We start from the raw sequence: 24686 nt of genomic DNA on the forward strand, positions 1-24686 counted from the left end.
TCTTTGGACTGATTCCTTATTTGGCATCTTCTTTTTGAGGGAGAATTTTGTTTCCCCCGAACGGTTCCTTTCTCTAAAAGAGACTTTGTCTCAACGAAAATGCAAGTTCGATTTTCCAAAACGTGAGAGTTCCCACACCGGAGCTCGCGCCGCGAAGTCGAGATCAGATTCACGAAAAATGTAAGAGTTCCCACACCGGAGCTCGCACTGCGAAGTCGAGATCAGATTCACGAAAAACGTGAGAGTTCCCACACCTCTTCAAGCCTCCACCAGAAAAGTAGGAACTCTTACAAATTTCGGTCTTACTAAAAACCATTGAGTTTCAATCTCAAGAACGATCGTTCTACCGAAGATCCTCAATTTGAAAATTCCTCGACAGGGAGGTTCTGGATTCCTACCCTGTAAATCAAATCACCAATCCAAAAGAAAGGGTAACTCATCAATATGGCAATTTCACAAATCGCCTTTCACGTGATCTTTACGATCCTCTTCGTCGTCGCGAATGTAGTTTTTATCCGTGCGATTTTTTATCGCCTTCAACTGATCTTCAACGCAAGAAAAGCGGCGGGGACTGAAAATTTTCTGGAGAACCCAAACTGGGGATTTAGAATCAACAGTTTTATCCAGAACGTGATTCTTCAGAAGAAGAACTTCAAAGAACCTCTTCGTGGAATCATGCACGCGTTTATCTTTTACGGATTCGTAACCTATCTGCTTCATACCACGAGCCAGATGATTTCGGGAATGTTCGGATACGGAATGGATGATCCTTATAAATTCTCCCTGATCGGTTTTCTTTTTGGAGAAAGTATCGGTCATTTGTATGAATCGATCGTTCAGGTAGTTTCGATTTTTGTCTTAATCGGTCTCGGATTCTTCGCTTGGAGAAGATGGGTTCAAAAGGCGAAAGGACTCGATGTCCATTCTCCAGCGTCTGCGATCGTAATTTCTATGATTTCCATTCTTATGATCTCCACCCTTTTGGGAGAAGGCGCAAAGGCGGTCGGTGCGGTTTACGATAGCCCGACTGAAAACGCGTCCTTTATCGCTGCAGGAATCGGGGCCGTTTGGAAATCGATCGGTGTCGAATATTCCACCGCCGACCTGGTGGTTCAGATCATGTGGTGGGTTCACATTCTTTCCGTTTTTGCATTTATGCTTTATGTGCCGACTTCCAAACACGCGCACTTGATCTTTGCTCCTTTTAACTACTTCCTTCAATCCGATACTCCGAAAGGAGCCCTTTCTAAAATCAATTTAGAAGATGAGAATGTGGTCTGGGGTGTAAACCGTGTGGAAGACTTTCCTTGGCCGAACCTCCTCGACGGGATGTCCTGTATTGAGTGTGGACGTTGCCAAGTTCAATGCCCGGCAAATAGAACCGGAAAGGTCTTAAACCCAAAAGCAATCATCGTAGAACTCAAACACGCACTTCTGGAAAAAATGCCGGAAGTCGCAAAGATCCGTCTGGAAGAATCCGACGCGGCAGTTGCCGCAGAAAAAGTGGCCGCTCTGGATACGGCAGTGATCAACAACTACGAAGGCCTTTCCGAAGAAGCCCTTTGGGGTTGTACAACCTGTTATGCTTGTGTCGAGGCTTGCCCCGTTGGAAACAACCAGGTGAACGCGATCATGGAAATGAGAAGACACTTGGTTCTTGCAGAATCCAAATTCCCCGTAGAACTCCAAAACGCGTTTGTGAATATGGAAAACAACTCCAACCCTTGGGGTGTAGGAGCTCACACAAGAGCGGATTGGGCGGACGGACTCGGTGTAAAAACCATGGCGGAAGATTCCAACGTAGACGTTCTCTACTGGGTCGGTTGCGCCGGAGCTTTTGACGAAAGAAACAAGAGTATCGCGAAGTCCTTTGTAAAAATTCTCCAGAAAGCGGATGTTAAGTTTGGGATCTTAGGAACCGAAGAAAACTGCTCTGGAGATTCCGCAAGAAGAGGTGGGAACGAATATCTCTATCAAACTCTTGCACAAACAAACGTGGATACGATGAACGGATACAACGTCAAAAAAGTTGTAACCGCTTGTCCACACTGCTACAACACGATCAAAAATGAATATCCTCAGTTCGGAGGAAACTTCGAAGTCGTTCACCACTCCGAGTTTATCAACGATCTTGTAAAAGAGAAAAAGCTGGATGTAAAAACCGCAGAAGACGCGTCTTCCGGGAAATATACCTATCACGATTCTTGCTACATCGGTCGCTACAACGACAACTACGAAAACCCAAGAGACGTGGTCAAAAAAGTGGCCGGTGGAAAACTCGCCGAACCTTCCGATCACCACACAAAAGGACTTTGTTGTGGAGCCGGCGGGGCTCAGATGTGGATGGAAGAACAGAACAACGACCGCGTAAACATCAAGAGAACCAAACAACTTCTGGATACCGGAGCGACGACGATCGCAACGGCTTGTCCTTTCTGCGTGACCATGATCACCGACGGAGTAAAACACGAAGGAAAGGTAGAAGATGTAAAAGTAAAAGATATCGCGGAATTGGTGGCGGACAACCTCGTCTAACCGTTTCTAATTTAGAATTTACTCATAAAAAAGCCGGTCTTTAAAAGCCGGCTTTTTTATTTCCTTTTTACTCTTTTTCCGATTGCAAAAATCAAAACTTTCTTTGGATGCACGAGCCCCTAATCCTTCAATCCTTGCTTTGTTACGAATTTCGTTTTAGTTCCTCGGCCCCTCTTCCGTCTGAAATTTTTTCAATTTAGAATTTTTGAAAATCGTCGAAACTTTCCGTTTACTCTTGAAAAGGATTCTCCAAGTCCAATTTCAAACCTTTTTAGGAAGGACATTGTTTGTCGTAAGAAATGAATCAATTCCAAGTGCTGAAATTTGGAGAATCCTAAGGAAATTCGTTAGAATTCTTACAAGAGAAGTCAGTTTCTCAGCCTTGTGCGTTTTAGAATCCTCTAAAAGTAAGAGTTCCCACACTTGACGTTTTAGAACAAAGTTCTGTTTTAGAATCCTCTAAAAGTAAGAGTTCCCACACTTGGCGTTTTAGAACAGAGTTCCGTTTTAGAATCTTCTAAAAGTAAGAGTTCCCGCACTGGGCGTTTTAGAACAAAGTTCTGTTTTAGAATCTTCTAAAAGTAAGAGTTCCCACACTGGGCGTTTTAGAACAAAGTTCTGTTTTAGAATCCTCTAAAAGTAAGAGTTCCCACACTTGACGTTTTGCAGAAATAAACAGCTAACAAATTTTAATTTCGAATCCACTCACTTCCAATGAAATCGTTTCCTTCGAAGAATCGATTTACTTAGAAAACTAAATAAAGAATTTAGAAGATTCTAAAACCTCGCTTTATTTTCGTTCTAATCCAAACCTCTTTCTACTTTTATTAAGAATTTTGTCGGAAGGTATAAGATTCAAAAAAAAATGAGACTGGAGATTTTAAGGAAGATTGACTTTCTCAAACGATCGAAAATTCGTAGGAACTCCAACAACAAATCAGGAGAATCCATGAAAAGTATTCCGATTCGATCACTCAGAAAGAATTATAAACTCCCACAATCCGTCTCTTCAAACGAGGTTCACTTGATCTTTGAAACAAAGGAAGAATGTCCCTGGTTAAACCCGCATCTGATGACCCAGATTCGAAATCTCTTTCGAGAGAAGGCTGAAGAATTGAAAGTAAAAATCTTTCTTGTAAACGGAACTAAAAATCAGGTCCACGCCCTTCTCTCAGTTCCACCCACAATCGGACTTGCGTCGGTGGTTCGCCGTCTCAAAGGTTATTCTTCCAGAATTTTAGGAAAAAATACATTTTGGAAGAAAGGTTATCGGATCCAAACCGTGGGAGACAAAGATTTTCATTCCGCGTTCCGTTTTCTAAGAAATCGAGTCAACCGTTCGGAGGCGCATAACGTTGATCGAGACTTTAAAAAAACGGCTTAGGTCCTGAAAGGGTTTTCGTTCCTTTTTATTGGGTCTTTGGGATGAGAGATAAGATTTTTTTAAGAATCCAATTGACGATTCCGCGGAGGAGGTTTAAAAAAAAAGAACGCGCTCTTTGAACCAAGGGCCTTTTAAAAAAAATAGGCGAAGTGGTCAAAGACCGCTTCGCCTCAAAGACATCTGGTGCAAATACGTTTCTTAAGACTCTAAAAAATTTCAGATTCTTACTTTCCAAATTCTCTTTTTTTAGAAACGAATTCTAAGATTTGTAAATTCAGAGGGAATTTTTCTTCGGAACGAAAACAGAGTCTTTCCCGGAGAAAAGTCTGCCGTCTTGACAAAAACTTGGAAGGAAACCGAGGAAGGCCTCCTTTCAGAGGATTCTCCCATGCGAATGCAAAGAAATCTTCCCTCTTTTTGTAAAAGAAGGAAGATTCTAATTCTTTAAGAAGCAGGCGGGTAATCCAAAAGAGTTATCTCCGGATTCTTCTTTTGAAAATATCCTTTGTCCCATTCCGTGTCGAAAAGAAGCGCGGCGCGACCGCCCCGATCCGTCACGAGATTTGCCGAAGAAGGAACCTTTGCAAGATCCTCTTGAGCGATCCAACAAGAGATGGCGTAGGGAAGAATCGTGATCGTAGAAGGAGCATTGTATTCGTCCATAAGTCTTCTCTTGAAAACCTCGAACTGAAGTTGTCCCATCGCACCGATGATCGGCAATCCGGCGCCGACGGTCTGAGAAGAAAAAAGATGTAAGATTCCTTCCTCTGCGAGCTGATCGATTCCTTTTCGAAAACTTTTCATACTCGCCGTGTCGGAAGAAGAAATTGTGGCGAAAAGTTCGGGCGCAAAAACCGGAAGTCCTTTGAGATCCGGAACCTTGGAAGTCGCGACGATATCTCCGATCGCATACGTTCCTGGATTTACAAGTCCGATGATATCTCCGGGATACGCTTCATCGACCGTGTTTCGATCCTGTCCAAAAAACGCAAAAGAAGAGGAAAGTTTTACGGATTTTCCCAATCTTCCGTGAAGGACGTTGAGCCCTCTTTCAAATTTTCCGGAAGTGACTCTTAAGAATGCGATTCGATCCCGGTGCTGGCGATTCATGTTCGCTTGAACCTTGAAGATAAATCCGCTAAACGGAGTGTGAACCGGATCCAGTTTGGATCCGTCCTTTAAAGGAAAAAACATAGGAGGCGGGGCGATTTTTATAAATTCATCCAAGAACAATTGAATCCCGAAATTGTTCACCGCAGATCCGAAAAAGACGGGAGTGATCTTGGATTCTAAAAAGTCCTCTTTGTTAAACTCGGAGATCCCACCTTCTACGAGTTCTAATTCTTCTCGAAACGCTTTGATGACCCAGTCCTCAAAGCGAGAATCCAATTCGGGATCGTTGATTCCCGAAGTTTGAAAAGAAGATTTTTGACTTCCTCCCGGAGTTTTGTCATAGGTAAGAATGGATTTATCTTTTCTGGAATAAACTCCGCTAAAATCCACTCCGGTTCCAATCGGCCATACCATGGGAACCGCAGAAATTCCGAGAACCTTTTCGATCTCATCCAAGAGTACAAAAAGATTTTTTGTGGGTCGATCCATTTTGTTGATAAAGGTTACGATCGGAATTCCACGATCCCGACAGACCTTGAAAAGTTTGATCGTCTGTGGTTCAACGCCTTTTCCTGCGTCGAGAACCATTACGGCCGTATCCGCCGCGATGAGGGTTCGGTATGTATCTTCGGAGAAATCTTCGTGACCGGGAGTATCTAAGAGATTGAGGACGTGTCCGTTGTATTCAAACTGAAGTGCGGCGGAAGTGATGGAGATTCCTTTTTCTTTTTCCATCTCCATCCAGTCGGAAGTGGCGGCCTTCCGATTCTTACGAGCCTTTACGGCACCCGCGAGTTGAATCGCACCTCCGTAGAGGAGAAGTTTTTCTGTAAGCGTTGTTTTCCCCGCATCCGGGTGGGCGATGATCGCGAAGGTTCTTCTTCGCCGGGTTTCTTCTTCTATCGTTTGATTTTGTTTCTGCGCTACGGTCTCGCTCATAGAATTTGCCCTACCCTTTTCCAGATTTTTCATTTGGACCCGACTGTCAGCAATTAAACTCGGGTTTAAAACAAGCAGGATTTATTGGATGAAGGATTGGAAAGAATAAGGAAGAATCAACGCCTCTACTTTCGAATTCGTTTCTTCGTAGTTCCGACGCTCCTCCGTGAAAGTCTCGCGCCCCGCCCTGATTGGGTCATAACCTTACCCTTAAAGTGGACTGAATCTTGAAAAGAATCTGTCGTAACAACGACAGTCCTCCGTTAAACGAAATCCCCGCCCAAATTTCGGGTGGAGGGGCGGGAGGCGGAAAAATTCGGGAGACTTTGCTCTATCAGAAAATCACTCTTTTTGCAAGGAATATTCTCTCTCAGAGCTTTTGTAGGAACTCCTACAAAACTTTTCTACCTTTTTATCGATCCCGTCTGACCCCCGAATTCCATTCTTGATTTTTCAAATCCGGAATTCTTAAAAAAATTTGTCCCTCGACAAAAGCGTGGGACTCTTACAAAATTCCCCTCTATAAAAACTTCCGGTATGCTCGTGCTTCTTAAAAGATTCTTCGATTTTCCAAAAAAACTTCAGCGACTCCACCTTTCATTTTTTCTCACGTTCGTATTCATCGGGTAAATCGATTGTAACAGGAATGGATTAGATTCTTCCCTATCTTACAAAAAGAAAGGTGTTTTATGGAAGGGATTCCCCTCACTCCATCCAGAGTTCTCAAAGGATTGAAACTACAAATAGACGGACTCGAAGAATCTTTTGAAATTCTAAAAATCAGAGAAGAAGGAATCACGGTTTCTTCTTTGTCGGAACTCAATCTCCTCGTTGGATCTCCCTTAAGCGGGCAGATCGCTTCCCCCGGTTTAAATCTCCAATTTCGATTTCAAGGAAGTTTACAAAGACAAGTCCTCCGACCGGATCAAAACGGATTTATCTTGGGAATCCAATTCCATCAGACCACAAAGTATCCCGATCTTCTCATCGCTCTTGAACTCGCTTCTTAGTTTTCTTTTTTTCTTTTTAGGCATTCGTTCCCGACAAACCATGAACCTTTTACGGGGCGCTTTTTAGCCCCGCTTTTTTTTAGACTCTACGCCTCACTTTCTTACGGGTCGCCGTTCGCCGAATCGTAATTTATCAATTTTCATTTACGAAACAACTTCCGTTTTGTTTTCTGTACATATCCCTTATGTCTGAAAGCAACGTGAAACATCTGATTTCCTGGGAAGATTGGTCGGATTCCGAGATCGTCGATTTGCTCAAATTTGCGATCCATGTAAAGAAGAATCGTGTCAACTACGCGGGTCATCTCAGTGGACGAAGCCTCGCGATGCTCTTTCAGAAAACTTCCACAAGAACCAGGGTTTCCTTCGAAGTTGCAATGACCGAAATGGGAGGTCATGGAATCTATCTGGATTGGATGGCGTCTAACTTTCAGCTCTCCGATATCGATCTAGAAGCGAGATATCTTTCCAGAAACGTCTCAGTCATCATGGCCCGTCTCAAAAAACACGAAGACCTCTTGGCTATGAGAAACGGATCTCAGGTTCCCGTTATCAACGGTTGCGACAATATGTTTCACCCTTGCCAGTCCCTCGCCGACGTTATGACGATCGCCTTGGACAAACCCGATCGTCCCCTCGATCAAGTGAAACTTACTTATATCGGAGTTCACAACAACGTGGTCAATTCTCTCATCGGAATCACAGCGGCCTTAGGAATTCATCTGACGCTTGCGACTCCGATCGCCGAGAAAGAAAACATCCACGAAGGAACCGTAGAAAGAGCCAAGTCGAAAGGAACCCTCGCCTGGGAGAAAAATCTCGAGAAGGCGGTAAAGGACGCGGATTATATCTACACGGACACTTGGCTCGACATGGAATTCTTCAACGACCCTTCTTATGCGGAGAAAAAAAAGGAAAGAATGGAACTCATGATGCCTTATCAGATCAATTCTTCTCTTATGGAAAAAACGGATGCGAAGGTCATGCACGATATGCCGATCCACGCGGGATACGAGATCACAAGAGACGTCGTCTTAAGTCACCGATCCATCATCTTTCAACAAGCCGAGAATCGTCTGGACGCTCAAAAAGCCGTCATTCTAAAACTTCTCGAGGCGTAACCTTTCCGAAAATCGGTTTACCAGAGGCCTACGCTTCCGAAACCTGTATTTAGAGCCTTTTCACCCTCACTTGCGGGCTCGAATAAGAATTAAAGGTATCTCTATGTCTAAATTGACTCATCCAAGAGAGGCGCTCTTCGAAGGAGAAAAGCCTTTCCCTATCATTCCAGCCTGCGAACACTTTGCCGGCTCCGAAAAGCTGATCACAAAAGCCCTTGAACTCCAGAACAAACTCGGCGGTCTTTTCGACATCACTATGGACTGCGAAGACGGAGCTCAAACCGGAAAAGAAAAAGAACACGCGGAATTGATAGTTCGTCTTCAGAACAGCGAGCTCAACAAACACAACATGAGCGGCGTGAGAATTCACGACTATACAAACGCTTTCTGGAAACAAGACGTAGATATCATCGTTCCGGGCGCAGGCGCAAAAATCGCATACATCACCATTCCAAAACCGACTCGCGCGGCTCAAGTGGAAGAGATGATCACCTATATTCAAAAAGCGGTTCAGAAAGCTGGAATCAAAAGAGAAATTCCGATTCACGTTCTGATCGAAACCAACGGAGCGCTTCAGGAAATCGAAAAGATCGCGGCTCTTCCTTGGTTGCAAGTTCTTGACTTCGGTTTAATGGACTTTATCTCGGGACACCACGGAGCGATTCCTGCTTCTTGTATGAAAAGCCCCGGTCAATTCGATCACGAACTTTTGAGAAGAGGAAAAGCGAACCTCGTGGCGGCCGCTCTTGCAAACGGAGTGATTCCGGCGCACAACGTAACTCTCGATTTAAAAAATCAATATCAAACTTACAAGGACGCAAAACGCGCCCATGACGATTTCGGATTTTTGAGAATGTGGTCCATCTACCCGACTCAAATCCAGGCGATCCTCGACGCGATGGCTCCGGATTACAGCGAAGTTCAAACCGCCGCTGAAATTTTGATCCAAGCTCAAAACGCGGAATGGGGACCGATCCAATACGCGGGCGATCTTCATGACCGCGCGACTTACAGATATTTTTGGGAAATTCTTCAGAAAGCAAAACTGACCGGAATACCGGTTTCAGAAGAAGCGTCCAAAAGATTTTTCAGCTAATCGGTTTTACGAAAACCTACATTCAAAAAGCCGCAAGCGATTGCGGCTTTTTTGTTTTTCTTTGATAGGGATTTAAAAAGGAAGAATGGAGAGAAGTGAAGAGTGAATTATTTTACGAACTTCTCCAAAAGTTTTGCAATCAGCTCGTTTAAGCTCTTTTCAACATAGTCCCAGGATTTTTTATTCATGGGCTCCAAAGGCATTTTTTTATTGAGTTGTTTGAAACGATCGAAACTTTCTCTTGCGTAGTCGAGATATTTTCTCGGCTCGATCCCGAGTCGATCAAGATGGCCTTCGTTCTTATTGTAAATTCCTGCGACTTTCTCTTTGTATTCGTCTTCCAAGAAATAATAACGGATATCCAATTTGACTTCGTCCATGGCTTTATAAATCTTCATTCCCTGCCCTTCTTTTTTTTCCGATGGAGCAGTCTTCTCCGCGAGATTTTCCGAACCTGAAGATTTTTGAGTCTCTTTCGGACCGGCGGCCTTGGAAGCGGAATTTTGATTCCCTTTGATCAACTTCTCAAGTTTTTCACGTTTTAAAATATCAAATAAAGCGCTCTTCTTATTCTTAGTCACGATCAAAATCCTATCTATTTTAAACTTACACCAAACCCGGATTAGATTCAAACCATCGGTTTCACCGAAAGTAAGAATTCGATTTCAAGGAAAGATTCTATTATTCTTATCGGAAGAAACGCCTATCCAGTCCATTACTAACGGTTTATGAGACGATTTTTATTATAAAAAAAGCGGCGTTTCATAGAAGTGTAACGACGAAGAATTGGAAACAATTAATTACCAGAATTCTCTTCGGCCTGAATTTTTCTCAGAGCGCAGTTCGGCAGCCATTCACAACGAAGACAAAAAGGATCCTCAGGCTGAAACGTCGAAGGTGGACATAAATTTACATTTGTCTGTTGCAAAGGAGTCAGAATTGTTTCCTTCTCGGAAAAGGTATTGATCTTTGAGAGTTGTGCTAAGAGTTCCCGATTTTTTCTAGTTTGTGTATCCAGATCCTCGCTCATAGAACGGGCCGTCGGAACCGAAGGAGAAGATTCTCTCTGAGTTTGTTTAGGAAAGATTTTTCCTGAATCAAAAAGATTCCCCTTTAAGATCCAGGGAGCCACGAGAGTGGCTCCGATCGCTCCGCCTAAATGACATGAGTTGCTGATAAAAAACGGGGAATGAAAATAGTATAGGGAAATCAGATCGCCTGCATAACCCACTCCCACGATGATCCAAGGCGCATAACGGGCTTTCATTCGAAAGAAGATAAGAAAAACTTCGGTTTCAGGAAATAAAATTCCGAAAAGAACCAAAATGCCGGTGATTCCCCCGCTTGCGCCCAATGTCATCGTCTGAAAAAGATCCATCGGATAGGGAATTCCTAAAACGTGAAGAATCACCGGAGCGAGCGCAACGGTAAGACCGCCCACCAAAATGGAAACGACATAGATGATCGAGAATTTCCAAGCGGGAACGTATTTGCAGATCAAACCGCCGAACATCACAAGAACATACATATTCAAAAAAAGATGAATAAAAGGAGTTCCGTGGACGTCGTGAAGAAAGCCGTAAGAAAAAATCTGCCAGTAATCTCCTTTAAAAAAACGCGCAGGAGTCAGAGCAAAGTAGTATTCAAGAATTCCGGTTCCACCCGCAAAAAGTTGAAGAATGTATATGAGAACGTTTGCCAAGAGGAACAGATTGATCGGATGAAAAATGGAATAACCGAAAAGCGAGATTCCGTTTCGGTATTTTCTTTTTGCCATATAGGATAGAATACGAACTGTGGTCAGAGAGTCAAGCAGGCAAAGCCGGGGCAAAATTTCACCCCGGGTTTCCTCATTCTCCGGGAGAAGGAGAATGATTTTCAATCACACTCTTTTCATCGAAAAAAAGAGCCTCATCCTTTATAGCCGGGAACAAAAAAATGCAAGAATCAGGATTAAAACCAATTCTTTGGAAAGAAAAAGAACTCGTCCTTTTGGATCAAAGAGTTCTTCCCGGTAGCACTTCTTTTTTGACCGCAAAAACTCTGGAAGATTGTATTTTTGCGATCCGAGAAATGGTCGTTCGAGGAGCGCCTGCGATCGCGATTACGGGAGCGTTCGGAATCACGCTCTATCTCAAGGGACTTTCCTCCAAACCGTCTCTTTCGGAGTTAAAGAAAAAACTCGCCGAACTTTTAGAATCCAGACCGACCGCGGTAAACCTCAGACTCGCGATCGAAGAATTCCAATCTCGTTTTCCTGAAAAAGATTATTCCTCTTTTGATTTGGAAGATCTTCAGAAAGGGGCGGAAACGTTCGCGCTTTTTATGCTCGAAGAGGATTTGAATAACAACCTCGCACTTTCCAAAAACTCACTTGTCTTGTTTCCCAAAAATCCGTCGCCGTTAAACATCATCACACATTGTAACACCGGAGCGTTAGCTACCGCAGGTCACGGAACTGCGTTAGGCGTTATACGATCTCTCCGCGACGCGGGACATTCGCTCACCGTATACGCCGATGAGACAAGACCCTATCTTCAAGGCGCGAGACTTACAGCCTGGGAACTTAAGGAGGAAGGAATTCCTGCGTATCTGATCACGGACAGTATGGCCGGTTGGCTCATGTCTTCCCGCAAGATCGACGCAGTGATCGTAGGCGCGGATCGAATCGCTTCCAACGGGGACACGGCCAATAAGATCGGAACGTATCCTCTCGCGATCGTCGCCAAACACCATGGAGTCCCTTTTTATGTGGCGGCAACCGAAAAGAGTATGGATTTTAGAATCCCGGACGGAACACAGATTCCGATCGAAATGAGAAAAGAAGAAGAGGTAACCTCCTTCGGTTTTTTAAAGGACGCGGAAGGAAAACCGTTTTTGACCGAAGGAATCATCGCACCCAAGGGAATGCCCGCTCTCAATCCGTCCTTCGACGTAACACCCGCATCCTTGATCACCGGAATCATCACGGAAAGAGGAATTATCTCTCCTGTTACCGAGGAAAATCTCAGAAAGATTTTCACTTCCCGATAACATTTGTTAAACGAATTCGCGAACTTGAAAGAACGAAAAAACCGAATTCCAGTTTATAAGAATTCGGTTCGCCTCCGAAAAGACTTCATTCGCCGAATCGAAATTTGTCGATCGAAATGGAAAACAATCCCTTCGACTTTTTATCAAAGGTAGGAAAGTAAATCCGATCTCCAAACGGAACCGCGACCGAAATATCGGTAATCTTGGAACCGTCGTGCATCCAATAATACAAAGCGCGTTTTGCATCGGAGCTCAGAACAAGCACTCCGGTCTTTTTTGAGATGGGTAAAATTCCTTGCGGAAGAGATAGAAGAAAAGACTTAAGCCAGGGATTTTTGTGAACAAAGTTGATCAATCCCGATCTTCGTTTGATAACTCCTACCCAAATTCTTCCCTTTTCGTCCCGTTCCAAACCGTCTGCTAAACCCGGCAGATTTTCAAAAAGGATCTCGGATTTCCCCTCGTTCCTTCCGGATAAAAAAGCGCGAAGAATTCTAAACTTAGTTGTTTCGGTAAAAACGACGGACTCGTCATCTTTTGTTTTCCCTTCTTCCAAAAGAATTCCGTCCACAAACGTAAAACCGCCTAACAAGAGTGAGACGGATTTTTCTTTACGATTGTACATCCAGAGTTTACCGTGAGGATAGAGTCCTATCGCTTCCGGAACCGCGCCGCTTCCCATCGCGGCGTCCGATCTTTCAAAGGGTTCGGTGATATAAATACGATTCCCGTCTTTTGAAACCGCAAGGTCGTTGCAAAGAGAAAACGGCCTCGAGTTCGAGGCGTTTAAATCCTTTAAAAAAAAGGTCGGTCTTTCAGATAACGTATAAACTTTTTCGAATTCCTCTTTTTCGGTTTTTGGCAGATCGATTACCAAAGGTTTAAGAATTCTAGTCGCAATATCGACCTCATACAAACCGACTCGGTCTTTTTCTCCGTAAGATTCTCCGCCCAACCGGGAAGCGCAGAAAAGAATCTTTTCCTTTCGATCGTCCGCGAATTGTATTCCCGCCGGATTCACCGGAGGACGAACCCATCGTGTAGCCTTACCCTCCATCTCGTCCAGTTTCCAGATCCATCCGTCCATACCCGATGCGTAACCGATTTTCTTTTTAGAATCGAAAATCAGATCGTCGTGTCCGGGCAGATCCTCCATCTCCACCTTGAGTCCGTTTAAAAACGGATCTTCTTTTGTTTCGACTTCCAAAATTCCGGAGGGGGTTTCTCCCAAGATAACCGCTTCTCCGATTTTGATTTTCCCGGGATTACAGCCGACTCCGATCAAAACTAATAAGAATATTATAATTATTTGATTTACTTTCATTTTACGGCGGCAATTTCCTTTTTTTGATTACGTGAGGGACTTCCTCGTCCAACCAATACGCTTTGTCTTTTTCCACAACCAAGATCTCCTCGAATTTATAGCCGGTCTTACCGCGACCTAGGTGAGGTTCTATCGCCCACAATCCGATTTTATCTCCTTCGTGATCCGGAGTCAAAAGTTCCGGCAAAACCTTGTGTGATAAAAATTCGAACGAGCCCTGCAGGCTAAACCAGCTCGCAAAACCGACGGGCAGCAAAGGGAAGGAAAAACTGGGAAGATGCACTTTATAAACCCGATGACCTAAAACCGCGAACGGATATAAAGAATGCACGTTATCAAAACCGCTTTCCTTCGCATCCCGATCGATCTTCCACCAAATCTCGGAAGCGCTCATAGAAGATGAAAAGTATTTCGGAATTTCTTTTCTAAGTTTAAGAAGATATTCCATTCCTAAAGCCAGTTCCGGGTTCGGAATCAAAGAAGAAGAATAACCGATATCTCCGATATAGCCGTCTACAACGGGAGAAACGTCGAGGATAAAGGATTCGTGAGACGTTAGTCTCTTCTTGCCGGGATGAAACTGAGTAAAACGTTTGTAACCGTCAAACCTCGCGTGTTCTCCGAACCAGGCAAAGGGACGATGTAAAAACGCCTTCACACCGTGGTCTCTCAAAAACATTTCCATCCGTTTTGTGGTCTGAATCTCGGTCCATCCTTCCCGCATTTCTCTTTCGGTTTCGGTCACACACTGGTACGCGAGCCGCTGCGCTTTTAAAAAACCCGTCTTCTCTTCCTCGCTAGGAGTTTTGATCGATTCGGAATTGTATCTGGAAATTTTCGAGGAAAGTTTGGATAAGAATCCCCTCTGAGTCTGTACTGGCATAAATTTTTCCCTTTGTGCAATGGGGAAAAGACTAACAGATTCGAAAACGTTTGGATTGAATGATTCCGGTATCGGCTTAAATTTTTAGATTCTCCAAAATCAATCCGGCTCGCAGAATCTGACCTCGATCGATTTCAGATGACCGAAAAAAAGAGAAGGAACAAATCCGAAATTCTCCTTAAACGTTCTTGAAAAATGAGCGGAATCCGAAAACCCCGCGGCGTGTGCCGCCTCTGTGATATTTTTGCCTTCTTTCAAAAGTTTCACCGTGCTCAAAATCCGAACCCAGAGTAAATAACGTCTGAGAGGAATTCCTAAATTCTCCTTAAAAAGACGAATCAACCGATCCTCAGAAATGGAAAAGTCCTTTCCGATTTCCTTCATTCGAATGCTATCCGGAAGTTCGGTCCGAATTTTATAAGCGATCCTGCGAATCCTTTCGTCTATGTTTTTTTCCAATTTTCGAAAGGGAAACACACACTGAAGAAGATCCAGATGTAAATCCCAGGCTTCTTCGTCGTTTAGAATTCCGTTATATAACTTCCATAATTTTTCCGTCAGAGGGAGGAAGTTTTCGATCTCAAGACGTTTAACTTCTCCCGTTTTTACAAAGTCTGAAATTGACGCATACTCGTATGTTTCCGGATCGATCAACAAGGCGATCATCTCTACTCCGGGGGAAACCGTTCTATGATACGTGTTGGGTCCGACCAATGCCACTCGGTATTCTTCTTTTCCTTGTTCGGTTTCAATACTGATTTTTTTTTCCAAGCTGATCGCCAAAGTCGCCGCATAGTGCACGTGAAAATCGGTCTGCATCGCGTTCGTCGCGTACATAACCCTGCTATTCCATAGATAAAGAATGTCTTTATGAGAAAAGTCCATCCGAGATTCTCCGATTTGTTTCGTTTGTTTCGAACAAACTCTTCTTTGATCCGATTCTTAATTTTAAACCGAATCCGAGAAAAGGAAAATCATGTCGCTTATCAAATTCGGTCCTCGGATTCCGGAAGAATGATTGTCCGAACCAAAGGGAACTTATCAAGTCAAAAACGGAGACTTTCGAACGGTTTCAGGGTTAATCTTTTTTTATTGGAAACATTCCTGAATTTTCAGTCGAAAACAAAACTTAGATCGGATACGGAATCAGATTCAATCCCTTGTAATCCTTTTCATAGACCGAAAGATAAACCCGCTTTTTTCCCGGAACAACGACGATCAGAGTGGAAAATAGAGAACCGTTGTGCATAACGTAATAAAGCGGCTTTTTGGCGTCCTTTGACAAAACGAGCAGACCGGTCTTTTTTGATACGGGCTGGAGTTTTTCGGGAATATACAGAACTAAGTTTTTCCAAAAAGGATGTTTGTGTAACCAGGTGATCAATTTAGATCTTTCCACCGGCAAGGCGATCCAAATTCTTCCCTGCGGATCGCGGTCCATTCCGTCCGGAAATCCGGGCAAACCTTCGATCACGATTTCATCCTCACCCGCACGATCGCCTAACAAGTGCAAACGAATCAATCGGCATTTTGAAAGTTCGTTCATTAAGACCGAGGTTTCCCTTTTTCCATGCGGCGGATATTCGAGTAGGATCCCGTCTAGATAGGAATAGTCGTAAGCGACCAAACTTGCGGTTTTTTCTTTTAAATCAAACTTCCAGAGATTCCCGTTTTTTCCAAGGGTTAAAACCTCGCTCCGGGATTGACTGCTGACTCCGAGTATGGCTCCCTTATGATCGTAAGGTTCGGTAAAATAAATTCTTTCTCCGTCCTCGCTGATCGCGAGATCGTCCGCCTTTTCCACCGCGCGACTATTCTCTTCAGTCATTTCCGTAAAACTCAAGGTCGGCTGTTTTTCGGGGGTGTAGAATTTACCGATATTATTCTTTCCAGATCCGTATCCCGATTCCGGAATTTTGGGGACACGAGTTCCGATCTTCCGGATTCGTTTATTAGAAATTTGTAATTCGTAAATTCCGGGTCCGTTCGGATCGGTCGGATCGTCCTTTTTTCCACGAGACGCGCAAAAGTAAATAAAGTCCGGATTTTTAGGATGAGCGACCATTCCTCCGGGTAACAGGGGAGTTTTCACAAAAGGTGTCGCGCTATTATTTTTTAGATCGACGATCCAAATAAAACCGTCCATCGAAGCTACAAAAGCCCTATCCAATTCTTCTTGTAAAAGGATTTCATCTTGAGCCGGAACGTCCGATATCAAGGTCTGAATTCCTTTCGAGCTTAGATCCCGAGGATCCTTGACTTTTTCTATTTCCTCGTTGTAAGGAAAATCCACCGGCTCCTGGATTTGTTTTTTAAAATGATCTTCGGGGAAATTGAGAAGATTCCAGAACACGATTCCCAAAAAGACGGGAACTGAAAAAATGAAAAATTTTTTACGACTCATGGAAACAATCGTAACTCAAAACTCGAAATGCCGCTTGAACGAATCCGGTATTTGACTTTTTAAATCGATCGCCGCGGCTATTTCTGAAGAGAAACCATCATCGCCTTGTCTTGACCGGGTTCGAAAACCATCATAAAGGAGGATTGAAATTTAATGATCTTTTCGATCTGTCTTCTATAATGAATCACGGCTCCGGGATGAGCTCCTTTCTGAACCGCCAATCGAACCGAACCGGGATTAAAACGAGCGCCTTTCAGAGTGTCTTGTTTGAACTTAAGCATATTCAAAATTTTTAATTTTTTGTTATAGTCTTCGAACACGGCTTTAAAAGCGGCCTTTTTATCGTCCGGAAGATTTCCTCTAGAACGTTGGACCAGGTGTTTGATCTGTTGGATTTTCGGAAGAATCTTTTCCATCTCCTTCTCACCGAGTTGGATCTTACGAGTGATATCCTGGAAGGAACGATCGTTTTTAAAATGAAAACCGAGTTCGATACTCACGTCCAGTTCCGCATTGGAACCTAAGGAACTTAAAGAAATACCTTCGTTGGTTCTAACCTTACTGGAAACTAGGTTCCCGTTCGGTCCGTTTAGGATGATGGAACCCAGGGTATCGATCGTAGAATTAAGAATGGCTCCTTCGATGATGATGTCGCTTTCGGTTTCCAAACGCGCGTTTTCGATAAACTTTGCCTGAACCCTGCCGATCACTTGGATGACATCCTCTCCCCCACCTTTGATTCCTCCGTGAACGATTAGATCCTGGCCGACTTTGATCGTATTACTCTCCAAGTTTCCGTAGATCACTAAAGAACCTGAACATTGTACGACCGAACCGAGTTCGATATCTCCCCGAACGATCACGTTTCCGTCAAACTGAATGTTTCCAGTGGAAAGACCTACGTTACCCGCAATCTGTAACTCAGGAGAAACGTTGATGGAAGATTCGGTGACAAAGATAACACCGTTGCTAGTCGCGTGGTATTCCTGAAGTTCCTTTCCTTCCTCCATTACCTTACGTTCTTCGATATTATTCCCGACGACGAGTTTTGGACGTTTGATCGCGGGCGGAGGAATGATATTACCAAAAACGTCAAAGCCCGGAATTCCCGGAGTCCCTTCAAACTTGGTAGCGAGTTTTTCGCCGATCTTGACGTTGATGTATCGATCGATATTTCTAAAATCGGCTCTTCCGTCTTCGAGAAGTTTGACTCGTTTTGCCATCGGATGATAAAAACGAACCCAACCGTTTTCTCCGGGAGTCGGAGCCACACCTTTAGCGACTTCCACCTTGATCGGAGTAAAGTCGTTCTTTTTACCGGCTTCGTCCAACAGAGTAAGAATTCTCCGAATTTCATCGGTTAACATTCTTTCTCTATGAATCCCCCACTCCATGATAATACTCCAGAGTTTATCCTTAGAAACGGTTTCTCCTTTGAGATTGTAAGGTCTTACCGTAAGAATCGCGGAAAGTTGATCGGGGGAAATCGCAATGCTGATCGCGGATTCCACCGAAATGGGTGAAACTTGAGATTCAGGACTAGGTGTGTTCATAGGTTCGTCGTTCGCATTCATAGTATTTCGATCTTTGGCCCGGAGACCAAGGTTCGTCTCTCTCTAATCTCGGCTTAGGGAGAAGGAACTTGAATGTAGTATATAAAGTTCCCTTGAATTGAAACTTTTTTTTACTTATATTAGGATGAAATCATAAATAAAAAGAAGGTTCATCTCAAACAACAAACAATGGCTCGATTTTCCTTCCTCAATCCTAACATTTTTCCGTAAGATTGCGAGCAAGTATTCATATACTCGGATAAGAATCGGATTCTAATTTGGCCGTGTATGAGACGAAGTCGGATATAACATTCCACGTCTAAAACCGATTCGACGCAGAAAAAAGATAACTTCCCCAGAATTCGGCCATCGGAAGAATTTCCGTCAAACGCGAGTAAAACGGTAAATGATCGCCGTGAGTCAAAAGGCTTGTTTCCAGATAAACGGCGGAAACGGCTTGGTTCTTGAGGATCAGACTTTGGAGATCTTTGGATTCTTGTGCTGAAATGACGGGATCATCGTCTCCGTGGAGTAAAAAACAGGGTTTGATACAACGATTCGCGAAAAAAGCGGGAGATGTTTCTTCGATAAACGAATCAGGAACCTGGGTTCTCAATTGTTTGGAGGCTTGGATTCGAAACTGAGGATTTTCCAAAAAATCTTTCACAAATTTCCGATCCTCTCCGTTGAGAGAATGAAAGATCTGCGGCCCCTTTGCTAAATGTCCTTTCCTCGAAAGTCCGTTGTCAAGAGCCGATTCGAAAAAGTATTCCTTTAAAAGTTCCACGTTCGAACGAATCAGATGAACATAATTAAACATCATTACATTGACCGCATAACTTTCCTTTTCGTAATTTTTAAGAATAAAAGGAAAGGTTTGTCCGAAGTTTGAGTAGGAACCGATCAAAAGCATCGAAGAAAGAATCCTCTGACATTCCAGATTTGCTAATGCGACAAAGCCCATTCCCGCGGAAAAACTGGCCGAAAGATAGGAGATAGGACGCCGTTCCAGAGCGTAGATCTGTAAGAATGAGGAGCGGATATTCGAGACGGTTTCCGAACTCATAATAAGCGACTTTACTTCCGGTAGTTCGGGAAGATAAACCCGAAAACCACGGTTGGCGAGATTGGTTCCAAGCGCGAGAATCCTCGGATCGTCGATCCCCCTTACGCTCATTCCGTGTTGGAGATGGACGATCGGCGCGGAAGGATTGTTCTCTCTTTCAAGAATTTTGGTTCTTAGTAAAACGGAATTCGGAAGCCTCAAAACAGTTTCCGTTACACGCGCTTCCTTGGGAGTTTTGAAACCGGAGTAGTCGATTAAAAACGGAAGTCCTTTCCAAAGATGTAAAGAATTCATTGCAAATTAAGGTTTAAGGCGCGGTAAAAATCTCCACAAAATTTTTGGAACCGAAACCGATTTTTTAACGTCTTCTCGCGGGGAATTTCGAATTGAATCCGTTTTCGAATCTGGAAAAAATTCGATCGTTAAAAAACGATCCGCAGAGGAGAACCAAAAAGGAAGAAAAGCCGGATCGTAGACTCAAAACTTCTTCATCAGAAGGATGAGATAGATTCTTCCGAGATATTGTTTTTCACGCGCGTCCTTTAAAAAATAAATCAGGATGTATTGGCGAAACGTTTCGAGATCGATCGGAACGATTTTGTGATTTAGGATTTCCGGAGGAAGAAGTTCGGTTTCGAATCTTCCGAGTCTCATTTCGGAGATCAAAGATCCGCAGATCTGGTTTGCAAACTCCATAAGAATAGAAGGCGCATCCGCGCGTACGGTCGGATCGATATGAAAGGATCTTGCTATCATAGGAAGTAATTTCAGTTTTGTATATCCGTCCATCGCAAGAAATAATTTTCCTTCTATCTCCCCTTTAAACTCGACCATCGTACAGTTTTCGTAACACAAACCTTCGTTTTTGGAGGGACCAAAGGCTTCCCGCATCGCGGTTACGTTCAAGGTCTTATCCAGATATTCCGGAAAAATCTGGGAAATGGTAAGAATGAATTTTTCGTCGAGTAAGGGATCTATACTCACAGACAGATATACCTATTCGGTCCTTGTTCGATCGAAAGACCGAGCGCTTTTCTCGCGTTAGCAGCCCATTCTTCTCTGCTTTCTTCCAGAATGGATACTCCGAGATTCAGATCGACCCGGTGGTTTTCCTTTTGTAAGGATTCTATTAGTTCCTTCAGATTCTTACTGAATTGTTCCCAGTCTTCCGGAGACAAAAAGAAGGCGACTCGGTCCTGACGAATTCTATAAAAACGAATTTGTTTTCTAAGAACCTTTGAAGTCCACAAAGAAGTCCATTTTAGAATATAAGGAAGAGAGGAAGCGGTAAGAATACTTGCAAAAATTAGAATATTCTCCTGGACCCGGATCTTATCGAGTTCGAATGCGTGGATGTTTCCAAAACCGGTTTCCGGATCGGAAGATTCAAACTGAATCGATACCCTCTCTTCGTATTCCTCTTTCCAGGATTGAAATTCTCTCTGATTCAAAAATTTCCAGTCGTTCGACGCGAGTTTGAGATATCCGAAAGGTTGAATTCCGGTCGCCAGAGGAATGTATACAAACTCGTCTTGAAAACCGATTCTTCCACTGTTGATTTCTTTTAACGTTTTTTCCGAAAGATCCCATTCTTCCGGCGATTCAGGAAGATGAAATAGTTTTCCCCTCTTGGACGCCAAAAGAAGGGAAACTTCTCCGCTCAAAAAATAGATCTCAGCGTTTTGAATTTTAGAACTCAGCTGTTCCAAAAATTTTTGATGGGCTTCGATCAATTCCGGATGAGAAGGAACTTCCCTTTTCCATGTAATCAGCGATTTGTTTTGCCGAAAAGAGCTGTCGCCCTGTTTTACGATCCGATCCGCCTTTTGTTCCGGTACGACCGGATTCTCCGCTTGGATCGTCGCCGATGGAGAAGGCCGGGAGCTCGTGATCTTGTTTTCTGAAAATTCTTCTTTGTTTTTTTGTTTTGGTTTATCTACGCTTTCTTTGAGAACAAGCCCAAAGAGAAACAAGAGTGAAATCGAAATTCCCCCCAAAACCAAGGTGTCTCCGGACAGGAATTCCTGAACAAAACCAACCGGTTTGGTTTGAGCAAAAAGGGATCGATTAAAAAAAACTAAAATGATTCCGAAATATTGGATTTTCATAAGCTGAGTGCCGTTAATATAGTTAACGGGCAGATTCCGATACCTCTGAACCAATTTTTATGAAGTTGTACAACGAACTCGCAGAATTCTACTTTGATATCGAAAAACCGGCCCGCAAGATCGATTCGGAAGCCAAGTTTTTGGATCGTCTTTTCCGCAAACACAGAATCATGACGATTCTGGATATGGGTTGCGGAACCGGAGAACACGTCCGCTATTTTCAATCCCTCGGTTACAGACCGAAGGGAATCGACTCTTCCTCTCGAATGATCGACGTAGCAAAAAAAAGATATTCTCATTGTAAGTTCGACGTAGCTCCGATGCAGAAATATCAATCCGGTTTTCTTTTGGATTGTGTAGTCAGTCTTTTCGGTTCGTTTAACTATCTCTTAACGAACGAAGAGATCGACTCCACACTCAAACTCATCGAACAAAATCTAAAACCTGCGGGTCTTGCGGTCTTGGAAGTCTGGAACGCCGAACCTTTGCGGGCGATCAAAAGAAAACCGATCACTCCCGTGGCTCAGATCAAATCCCAAAACGCCACGATCCAAAGAAACAGAGGCTTTCGTCTGGTCAGGGCCGATACTTCCACCATGGTGGAAGTCAACTACATCTACCAGATCAATACCCGTGAAATCAGAGATAAACACGTTATGCGCGTTTTCTATCTTCCGGAGATCGAAAAGATGATCCTTAGACATAAATTCGAAATCATGCACGTCTATTCAGGTTTTAACGAAACCAAGTTTAAGAATTCCGCCGGAAGAATGATTCTCGTTTTAAAAAGAAAAAACTCTTAAACTCGAAAACTTTCTCGGGCAACCCGCAAACAATATATTCTCGGACTCAATCCGAATCGAATATTCAACCGAATTTCATTTCGGCAATTTCCACCTTTGAACTATAATTCCGTTTCAAAGTATAAAAATCGCTTTTCAAAATTCTTCTTAAAAGCGATTTCGAAAAGATTCAAAAAATGGAATGTTCTTTGTTTTGAACGTGATGCGGATCGGAGAAAGAATTAAAATTTGACTCAAAGATAGTCCGATAAGGAAGTTCGGAAAATTCAGAATCGTTCAAAAAATCCTTGCCCAACCTTGGCAAAGACCTATCTCATAGCTCGGGAGAATTTTATGCCAGAATCCTACGATCTCACCGTCATCGGCGCCGGACCCGGCGGTTATGTTGCCGCCATTCGAGCCGCCCAATTGGGAATGAACGTCTGCGTCATTGAAAAAGATAAACCCGGCGGAATCTGTCTCAATTGGGGTTGTATTCCCACAAAAGCGCTTTTGGAATCGGCTCACCTTTTGGAAAAAATACACGCGTCAAAAGAATTCGGAATCGACTCAAGCCAAGCAAAACCCGATTTCCCGAAAATCATACAACGGTCCCGTGAAGTCGCGGACACAATGGCCTCGGGTGTGGAATTCCTTTTAAACAAAAATAAGATCACTCGTAAAAAAGGAACCGCCGTATTCAAAGATTCGAATATGATCTGGCTTCCGGATACTTCCAAAGAGGAAATTGTTTCCAAATATTTTATCGTGGCGACGGGAGCCAGAGCCAGAGAACTTCCGGGTCTTCCTTTCGACGGAAAAACCGTTCTGTCTTCCAAAAGTGCGATGGTGTTGGAAAAAATTCCGGATTCTCTTTTGATCGTGGGAGCCGGAGCGATCGGAGTCGAGTTTGCGGACTTTTATGCGGCGATGGGAACCAAAGTCACGTTAGTCGAAATGTTGGATCGGATTCTTCCGGTCGAGGACAAAGAGATCTCTTTATTCTTAGAAAAATCGTTTGTAAAAAGAGGCATTCGAGTTTTGACGGGGGTCGGAGTTTCCGGTCCAACACTCAAGGACGGAAAAGTCAAAGTTCTTCTGAAAGGAAAAAATCTTCCGGAATCGGGAGAAATTTTGGAGTCGGAGAAAATTCTAGTTTCGATCGGACTTGTTCCCAATACGGACTCGATGAACTTGGAAGAGATCGGAGTTTTTTTACAAAGAGGTTTTGTAAAGACGGATACAAAATACAAAACGAGCGTTCCTCATATCTATGCGATCGGAGATTGCAACGGGCCTCCGCTTCTCGCTCACGTCGCGTCTATGGAAGGAATCAAAGCCGCGGAAGCGATCTCGATCCACGCGGGAAATCCGCATCGACTACGTTATACTCCCATCGACTACAACGCGATCCCGGGTTGTACGTATTGTCATCCCGAGGTCGCATCGATCGGTTTTACCGAACAAAAGGCGATCGATCTCGGTTATACGATCCGAGTCGGAAAGTTTCCCTTTATCGGAAACGGCCGCGCGCGTGCGATGGGAGACGCCGGAGGTTTTACAAAAGTGATCGTGGATCAAAACTCGGGAGAAATCTTAGGAGCACATCTGATCGGCCCCGGTGTGACGGAACTTCTTCCGACGGTCGCCCTCGGGATCACTCAAGAATTGACGGCGAAAGAAATCGCTTCCACGATCTTCGCCCACCCTACGCTTTCGGAAACCGTTATGGAGGCGTTCGGAGCGGCTCTGGGAGAAGCGATCAATCTTTGAGTTTAGAATCCAGATTTCCAGTAAGCAAGATATCGGTCTTGTTTACCTGAAACTCGGAGGGAAGATGAGAACTGAGAGAAAGAAGAGAAGGATCGATATCGTGAAATTTTCCCGAGACCTCGTCGAAAAAATGATAGTGATCCACGATATTACTGTCATAGACGGACTTTCCCAAACAGGAGAATTTGAATTCTCTCAAAAGTCCCGCACTCACAAGAATGTTTAACGTGTTGTAGACGGTCGCCAGACTCATCTTAAAAGACCGACTATCGACCCATTCTTTTACTTCTTCTGCGGTAGGATGATCGGCCTCGCAAAGAACATACTGACAAATCGAAATTCTCTGCATCGTAGGTTGGATGGAAACCGACTTCAATCTCTGTTCGATCTCGTTCGGGGTCAAACAGGCCTTCTTTGTAAACAACGCTTCCATTCTTTTTAAAATCCCTTAAGGGAAGAACCTTCTATCCATCTGACATACTCAAAGTGAGTTTTTGCACAATTTATTTGTCCAACGGCTTAAGAAACCATTCTCTTTCTTGAAAAATTCTGCAATCCAAAA

The 24686-nt window shown here is 43.7% G+C and carries 19 protein-coding genes and 1 pseudogene; 8 read left to right on the plus strand and 12 right to left on the minus strand.

Annotation, left to right across the window (positions count from 1 at the left end):
• Nucleotides 1-444 precede the first annotated feature (444 nt).
• A complete protein-coding gene (locus JWG44_RS13670) occupies nt 445-2535 on the plus strand; it encodes a heterodisulfide reductase-related iron-sulfur binding cluster (RefSeq protein ID WP_205275565.1) in 2091 nt (696 codons plus the stop codon).
• 949 nt (nt 2536-3484) lie between these two features.
• A complete protein-coding gene (tnpA, locus tag JWG44_RS13675) occupies nt 3485-3919 on the plus strand; it encodes an IS200/IS605 family transposase (RefSeq protein ID WP_205275566.1) in 435 nt (144 codons plus the stop codon).
• Nucleotides 3920-4363: 444 nt separating this feature from the next.
• On the opposite strand, the gene JWG44_RS13680 is transcribed toward tnpA, so the two are convergent.
• Nucleotides 4364-5971 carry a peptide chain release factor 3 gene (locus JWG44_RS13680; protein WP_205275705.1) on the minus strand — a complete coding sequence of 536 codons (1608 nt, stop codon included), beginning with the start codon at nt 5969-5971 and terminating at the stop codon, nt 4364-4366.
• A 689-nt stretch (nt 5972-6660) separates the two neighbouring features.
• On the opposite strand from JWG44_RS13680, the gene JWG44_RS13685 reads away from it, so the two are divergent.
• The 3 genes from JWG44_RS13685 to JWG44_RS13695 all read left to right on the plus strand — a co-directional run bounded on the left by JWG44_RS13685 (nt 6661) and on the right by JWG44_RS13695 (nt 9198).
• On the plus strand, nt 6661-6981 hold the full coding sequence (locus JWG44_RS13685) for a hypothetical protein (protein WP_205275567.1): 321 nt from the start codon (nt 6661-6663) through the stop codon (nt 6979-6981).
• 185 nt (nt 6982-7166) lie between these two features.
• A complete protein-coding gene (locus JWG44_RS13690) occupies nt 7167-8102 on the plus strand; it encodes an ornithine carbamoyltransferase (protein ID WP_205275568.1) in 936 nt (311 codons plus the stop codon).
• Between the two features lie 103 nt (nt 8103-8205).
• The gene (locus JWG44_RS13695) at nt 8206-9198 is read left to right on the plus strand and encodes an HpcH/HpaI aldolase/citrate lyase family protein (protein ID WP_205275569.1); all 993 of its coding nucleotides are present in this window, start codon (nt 8206-8208) and stop codon (nt 9196-9198) included.
• Between the two features lie 107 nt (nt 9199-9305).
• Here the strand turns inward: JWG44_RS13695 and JWG44_RS13700 are convergent, their stop codons facing one another.
• Nucleotides 9306-9779: an LIC11177 family protein gene (locus JWG44_RS13700; protein ID WP_205275570.1), complete on the minus strand. Its 474-nt coding sequence runs from the start codon at nt 9777-9779 to the stop codon at nt 9306-9308.
• Nucleotides 9780-9994: 215 nt separating this feature from the next.
• Nucleotides 9995-10975 carry a rhomboid family intramembrane serine protease gene (locus JWG44_RS13705; RefSeq protein WP_232371643.1) on the minus strand — a complete coding sequence of 327 codons (981 nt, stop codon included), beginning with the start codon at nt 10973-10975 and terminating at the stop codon, nt 9995-9997.
• Between the two features lie 161 nt (nt 10976-11136).
• Here JWG44_RS13705 and mtnA point away from each other — a divergent pair, with 161 nt between their 5' ends.
• Entirely contained in the window at nt 11137-12231 is a 1095-nt protein-coding gene (gene mtnA, locus JWG44_RS13710; protein ID WP_205275571.1) for an S-methyl-5-thioribose-1-phosphate isomerase, read from the plus strand.
• A gap of 85 nt (nt 12232-12316) precedes the next feature.
• On the opposite strand, the gene JWG44_RS13715 is transcribed toward mtnA, so the two are convergent.
• The 8 genes and pseudogenes from JWG44_RS13715 to JWG44_RS13750 form a co-directional block, all read right to left on the minus strand.
• Nucleotides 12317-13555, minus strand: a complete 1239-nt coding sequence (locus tag JWG44_RS13715; protein WP_205275572.1) for an SMP-30/gluconolactonase/LRE family protein — start codon at nt 13553-13555, stop codon at nt 12317-12319.
• Nucleotide 13556: 1 nt separating this feature from the next.
• Nucleotides 13557-14438: a M24 family metallopeptidase gene (locus tag JWG44_RS13720; RefSeq protein ID WP_205275573.1), complete on the minus strand. Its 882-nt coding sequence runs from the start codon at nt 14436-14438 to the stop codon at nt 13557-13559.
• A 99-nt stretch (nt 14439-14537) separates the two neighbouring features.
• A complete protein-coding gene (locus tag JWG44_RS13725; protein WP_205275574.1) occupies nt 14538-15323 on the minus strand; it encodes a helix-turn-helix transcriptional regulator in 786 nt (261 codons plus the stop codon).
• 244 nt (nt 15324-15567) lie between these two features.
• Entirely contained in the window at nt 15568-16842 is a 1275-nt protein-coding gene (locus JWG44_RS13730; RefSeq protein ID WP_205275575.1) for an SMP-30/gluconolactonase/LRE family protein, read from the minus strand.
• Nucleotides 16843-16919: 77 nt separating this feature from the next.
• A complete protein-coding gene (locus JWG44_RS13735) occupies nt 16920-18416 on the minus strand; it encodes a DUF342 domain-containing protein (protein WP_205275576.1) in 1497 nt (498 codons plus the stop codon).
• Nucleotides 18417-18714: 298 nt separating this feature from the next.
• Nucleotides 18715-19755 (minus strand): alpha/beta hydrolase, encoded by a 1041-nt coding sequence (locus JWG44_RS13740; RefSeq protein ID WP_205275577.1) that lies wholly within the window; start codon nt 19753-19755, stop codon nt 18715-18717.
• A 183-nt stretch (nt 19756-19938) separates the two neighbouring features.
• Complete coding sequence (locus tag JWG44_RS13745) at nt 19939-20451, minus strand: chemotaxis protein CheX (RefSeq protein WP_205275707.1); 513 nt, start codon at nt 20449-20451, stop codon at nt 19939-19941.
• Nucleotides 20442-21227, minus strand: a pseudogene (locus JWG44_RS13750) (hypothetical protein); the annotation flags it as partial. The gene JWG44_RS13745 and the pseudogene JWG44_RS13750, both read right to left, overlap by 10 nt.
• A 401-nt stretch (nt 21228-21628) precedes the next feature.
• Between JWG44_RS13750 and JWG44_RS13755 the strand changes: the two are divergent.
• Both JWG44_RS13755 and lpdA read left to right on the plus strand, forming a co-directional pair.
• A complete protein-coding gene (locus tag JWG44_RS13755) occupies nt 21629-22372 on the plus strand; it encodes a class I SAM-dependent DNA methyltransferase (RefSeq protein ID WP_205275579.1) in 744 nt (247 codons plus the stop codon).
• Nucleotides 22373-22705: 333 nt separating this feature from the next.
• Complete coding sequence (gene lpdA, locus JWG44_RS13760; protein WP_205275580.1) at nt 22706-24124, plus strand: dihydrolipoyl dehydrogenase; 1419 nt, start codon at nt 22706-22708, stop codon at nt 24122-24124.
• Here the strand turns inward: lpdA and perRB are convergent.
• Nucleotides 24114-24557, minus strand: a complete 444-nt coding sequence (perRB, locus tag JWG44_RS13765; RefSeq protein WP_205275581.1) for a peroxide-responsive transcriptional repressor PerRB — start codon at nt 24555-24557, stop codon at nt 24114-24116. The two genes, lpdA and perRB, sit on opposite strands and share 11 nt — an antisense overlap.
• Nucleotides 24558-24686 lie beyond the last annotated feature (129 nt).

The sequence above is a fragment of the Leptospira ainazelensis genome (assembly GCF_016918785.1).
Lineage (GTDB): Bacteria > Spirochaetota > Leptospiria > Leptospirales > Leptospiraceae > Leptospira > Leptospira ainazelensis.

What these genes read in the sequence shown, in the direction of transcription:
- JWG44_RS13670 (WP_205275565.1), top strand. Translation starts at nt 445, where the DNA reads ATGGCAATTTCACAAATCGCCTTTCACGTGATCTTTACGATCCTCTTC.
- tnpA (WP_205275566.1), top strand. Translation starts at nt 3,485, where the DNA reads ATGAAAAGTATTCCGATTCGATCACTCAGAAAGAATTATAAACTCCCA.
- JWG44_RS13680 (WP_205275705.1), bottom strand. Translation starts at nt 5,971, where the DNA reads ATGAGCGAGACCGTAGCGCAGAAACAAAATCAAACGATAGAAGAAGAA.
- JWG44_RS13685 (WP_205275567.1), top strand. Translation starts at nt 6,661, where the DNA reads ATGGAAGGGATTCCCCTCACTCCATCCAGAGTTCTCAAAGGATTGAAA.
- JWG44_RS13690 (WP_205275568.1), top strand. Translation starts at nt 7,167, where the DNA reads ATGTCTGAAAGCAACGTGAAACATCTGATTTCCTGGGAAGATTGGTCG.
- JWG44_RS13695 (WP_205275569.1), top strand. Translation starts at nt 8,206, where the DNA reads ATGTCTAAATTGACTCATCCAAGAGAGGCGCTCTTCGAAGGAGAAAAG.
- JWG44_RS13705 (WP_232371643.1), bottom strand. Translation starts at nt 10,975, where the DNA reads ATGGCAAAAAGAAAATACCGAAACGGAATCTCGCTTTTCGGTTATTCC.
- mtnA (WP_205275571.1), top strand. Translation starts at nt 11,137, where the DNA reads ATGCAAGAATCAGGATTAAAACCAATTCTTTGGAAAGAAAAAGAACTC.
- JWG44_RS13715 (WP_205275572.1), bottom strand. Translation starts at nt 13,555, where the DNA reads ATGAAAGTAAATCAAATAATTATAATATTCTTATTAGTTTTGATCGGA.
- JWG44_RS13720 (WP_205275573.1), bottom strand. Translation starts at nt 14,438, where the DNA reads ATGCCAGTACAGACTCAGAGGGGATTCTTATCCAAACTTTCCTCGAAA.
- JWG44_RS13725 (WP_205275574.1), bottom strand. Translation starts at nt 15,323, where the DNA reads ATGGACTTTTCTCATAAAGACATTCTTTATCTATGGAATAGCAGGGTT.
- JWG44_RS13730 (WP_205275575.1), bottom strand. Translation starts at nt 16,842, where the DNA reads ATGAGTCGTAAAAAATTTTTCATTTTTTCAGTTCCCGTCTTTTTGGGA.
- JWG44_RS13735 (WP_205275576.1), bottom strand. Translation starts at nt 18,416, where the DNA reads ATGAATGCGAACGACGAACCTATGAACACACCTAGTCCTGAATCTCAA.
- JWG44_RS13740 (WP_205275577.1), bottom strand. Translation starts at nt 19,755, where the DNA reads ATGAATTCTTTACATCTTTGGAAAGGACTTCCGTTTTTAATCGACTAC.
- JWG44_RS13755 (WP_205275579.1), top strand. Translation starts at nt 21,629, where the DNA reads ATGAAGTTGTACAACGAACTCGCAGAATTCTACTTTGATATCGAAAAA.
- lpdA (WP_205275580.1), top strand. Translation starts at nt 22,706, where the DNA reads ATGCCAGAATCCTACGATCTCACCGTCATCGGCGCCGGACCCGGCGGT.
- perRB (WP_205275581.1), bottom strand. Translation starts at nt 24,557, where the DNA reads ATGGAAGCGTTGTTTACAAAGAAGGCCTGTTTGACCCCGAACGAGATC.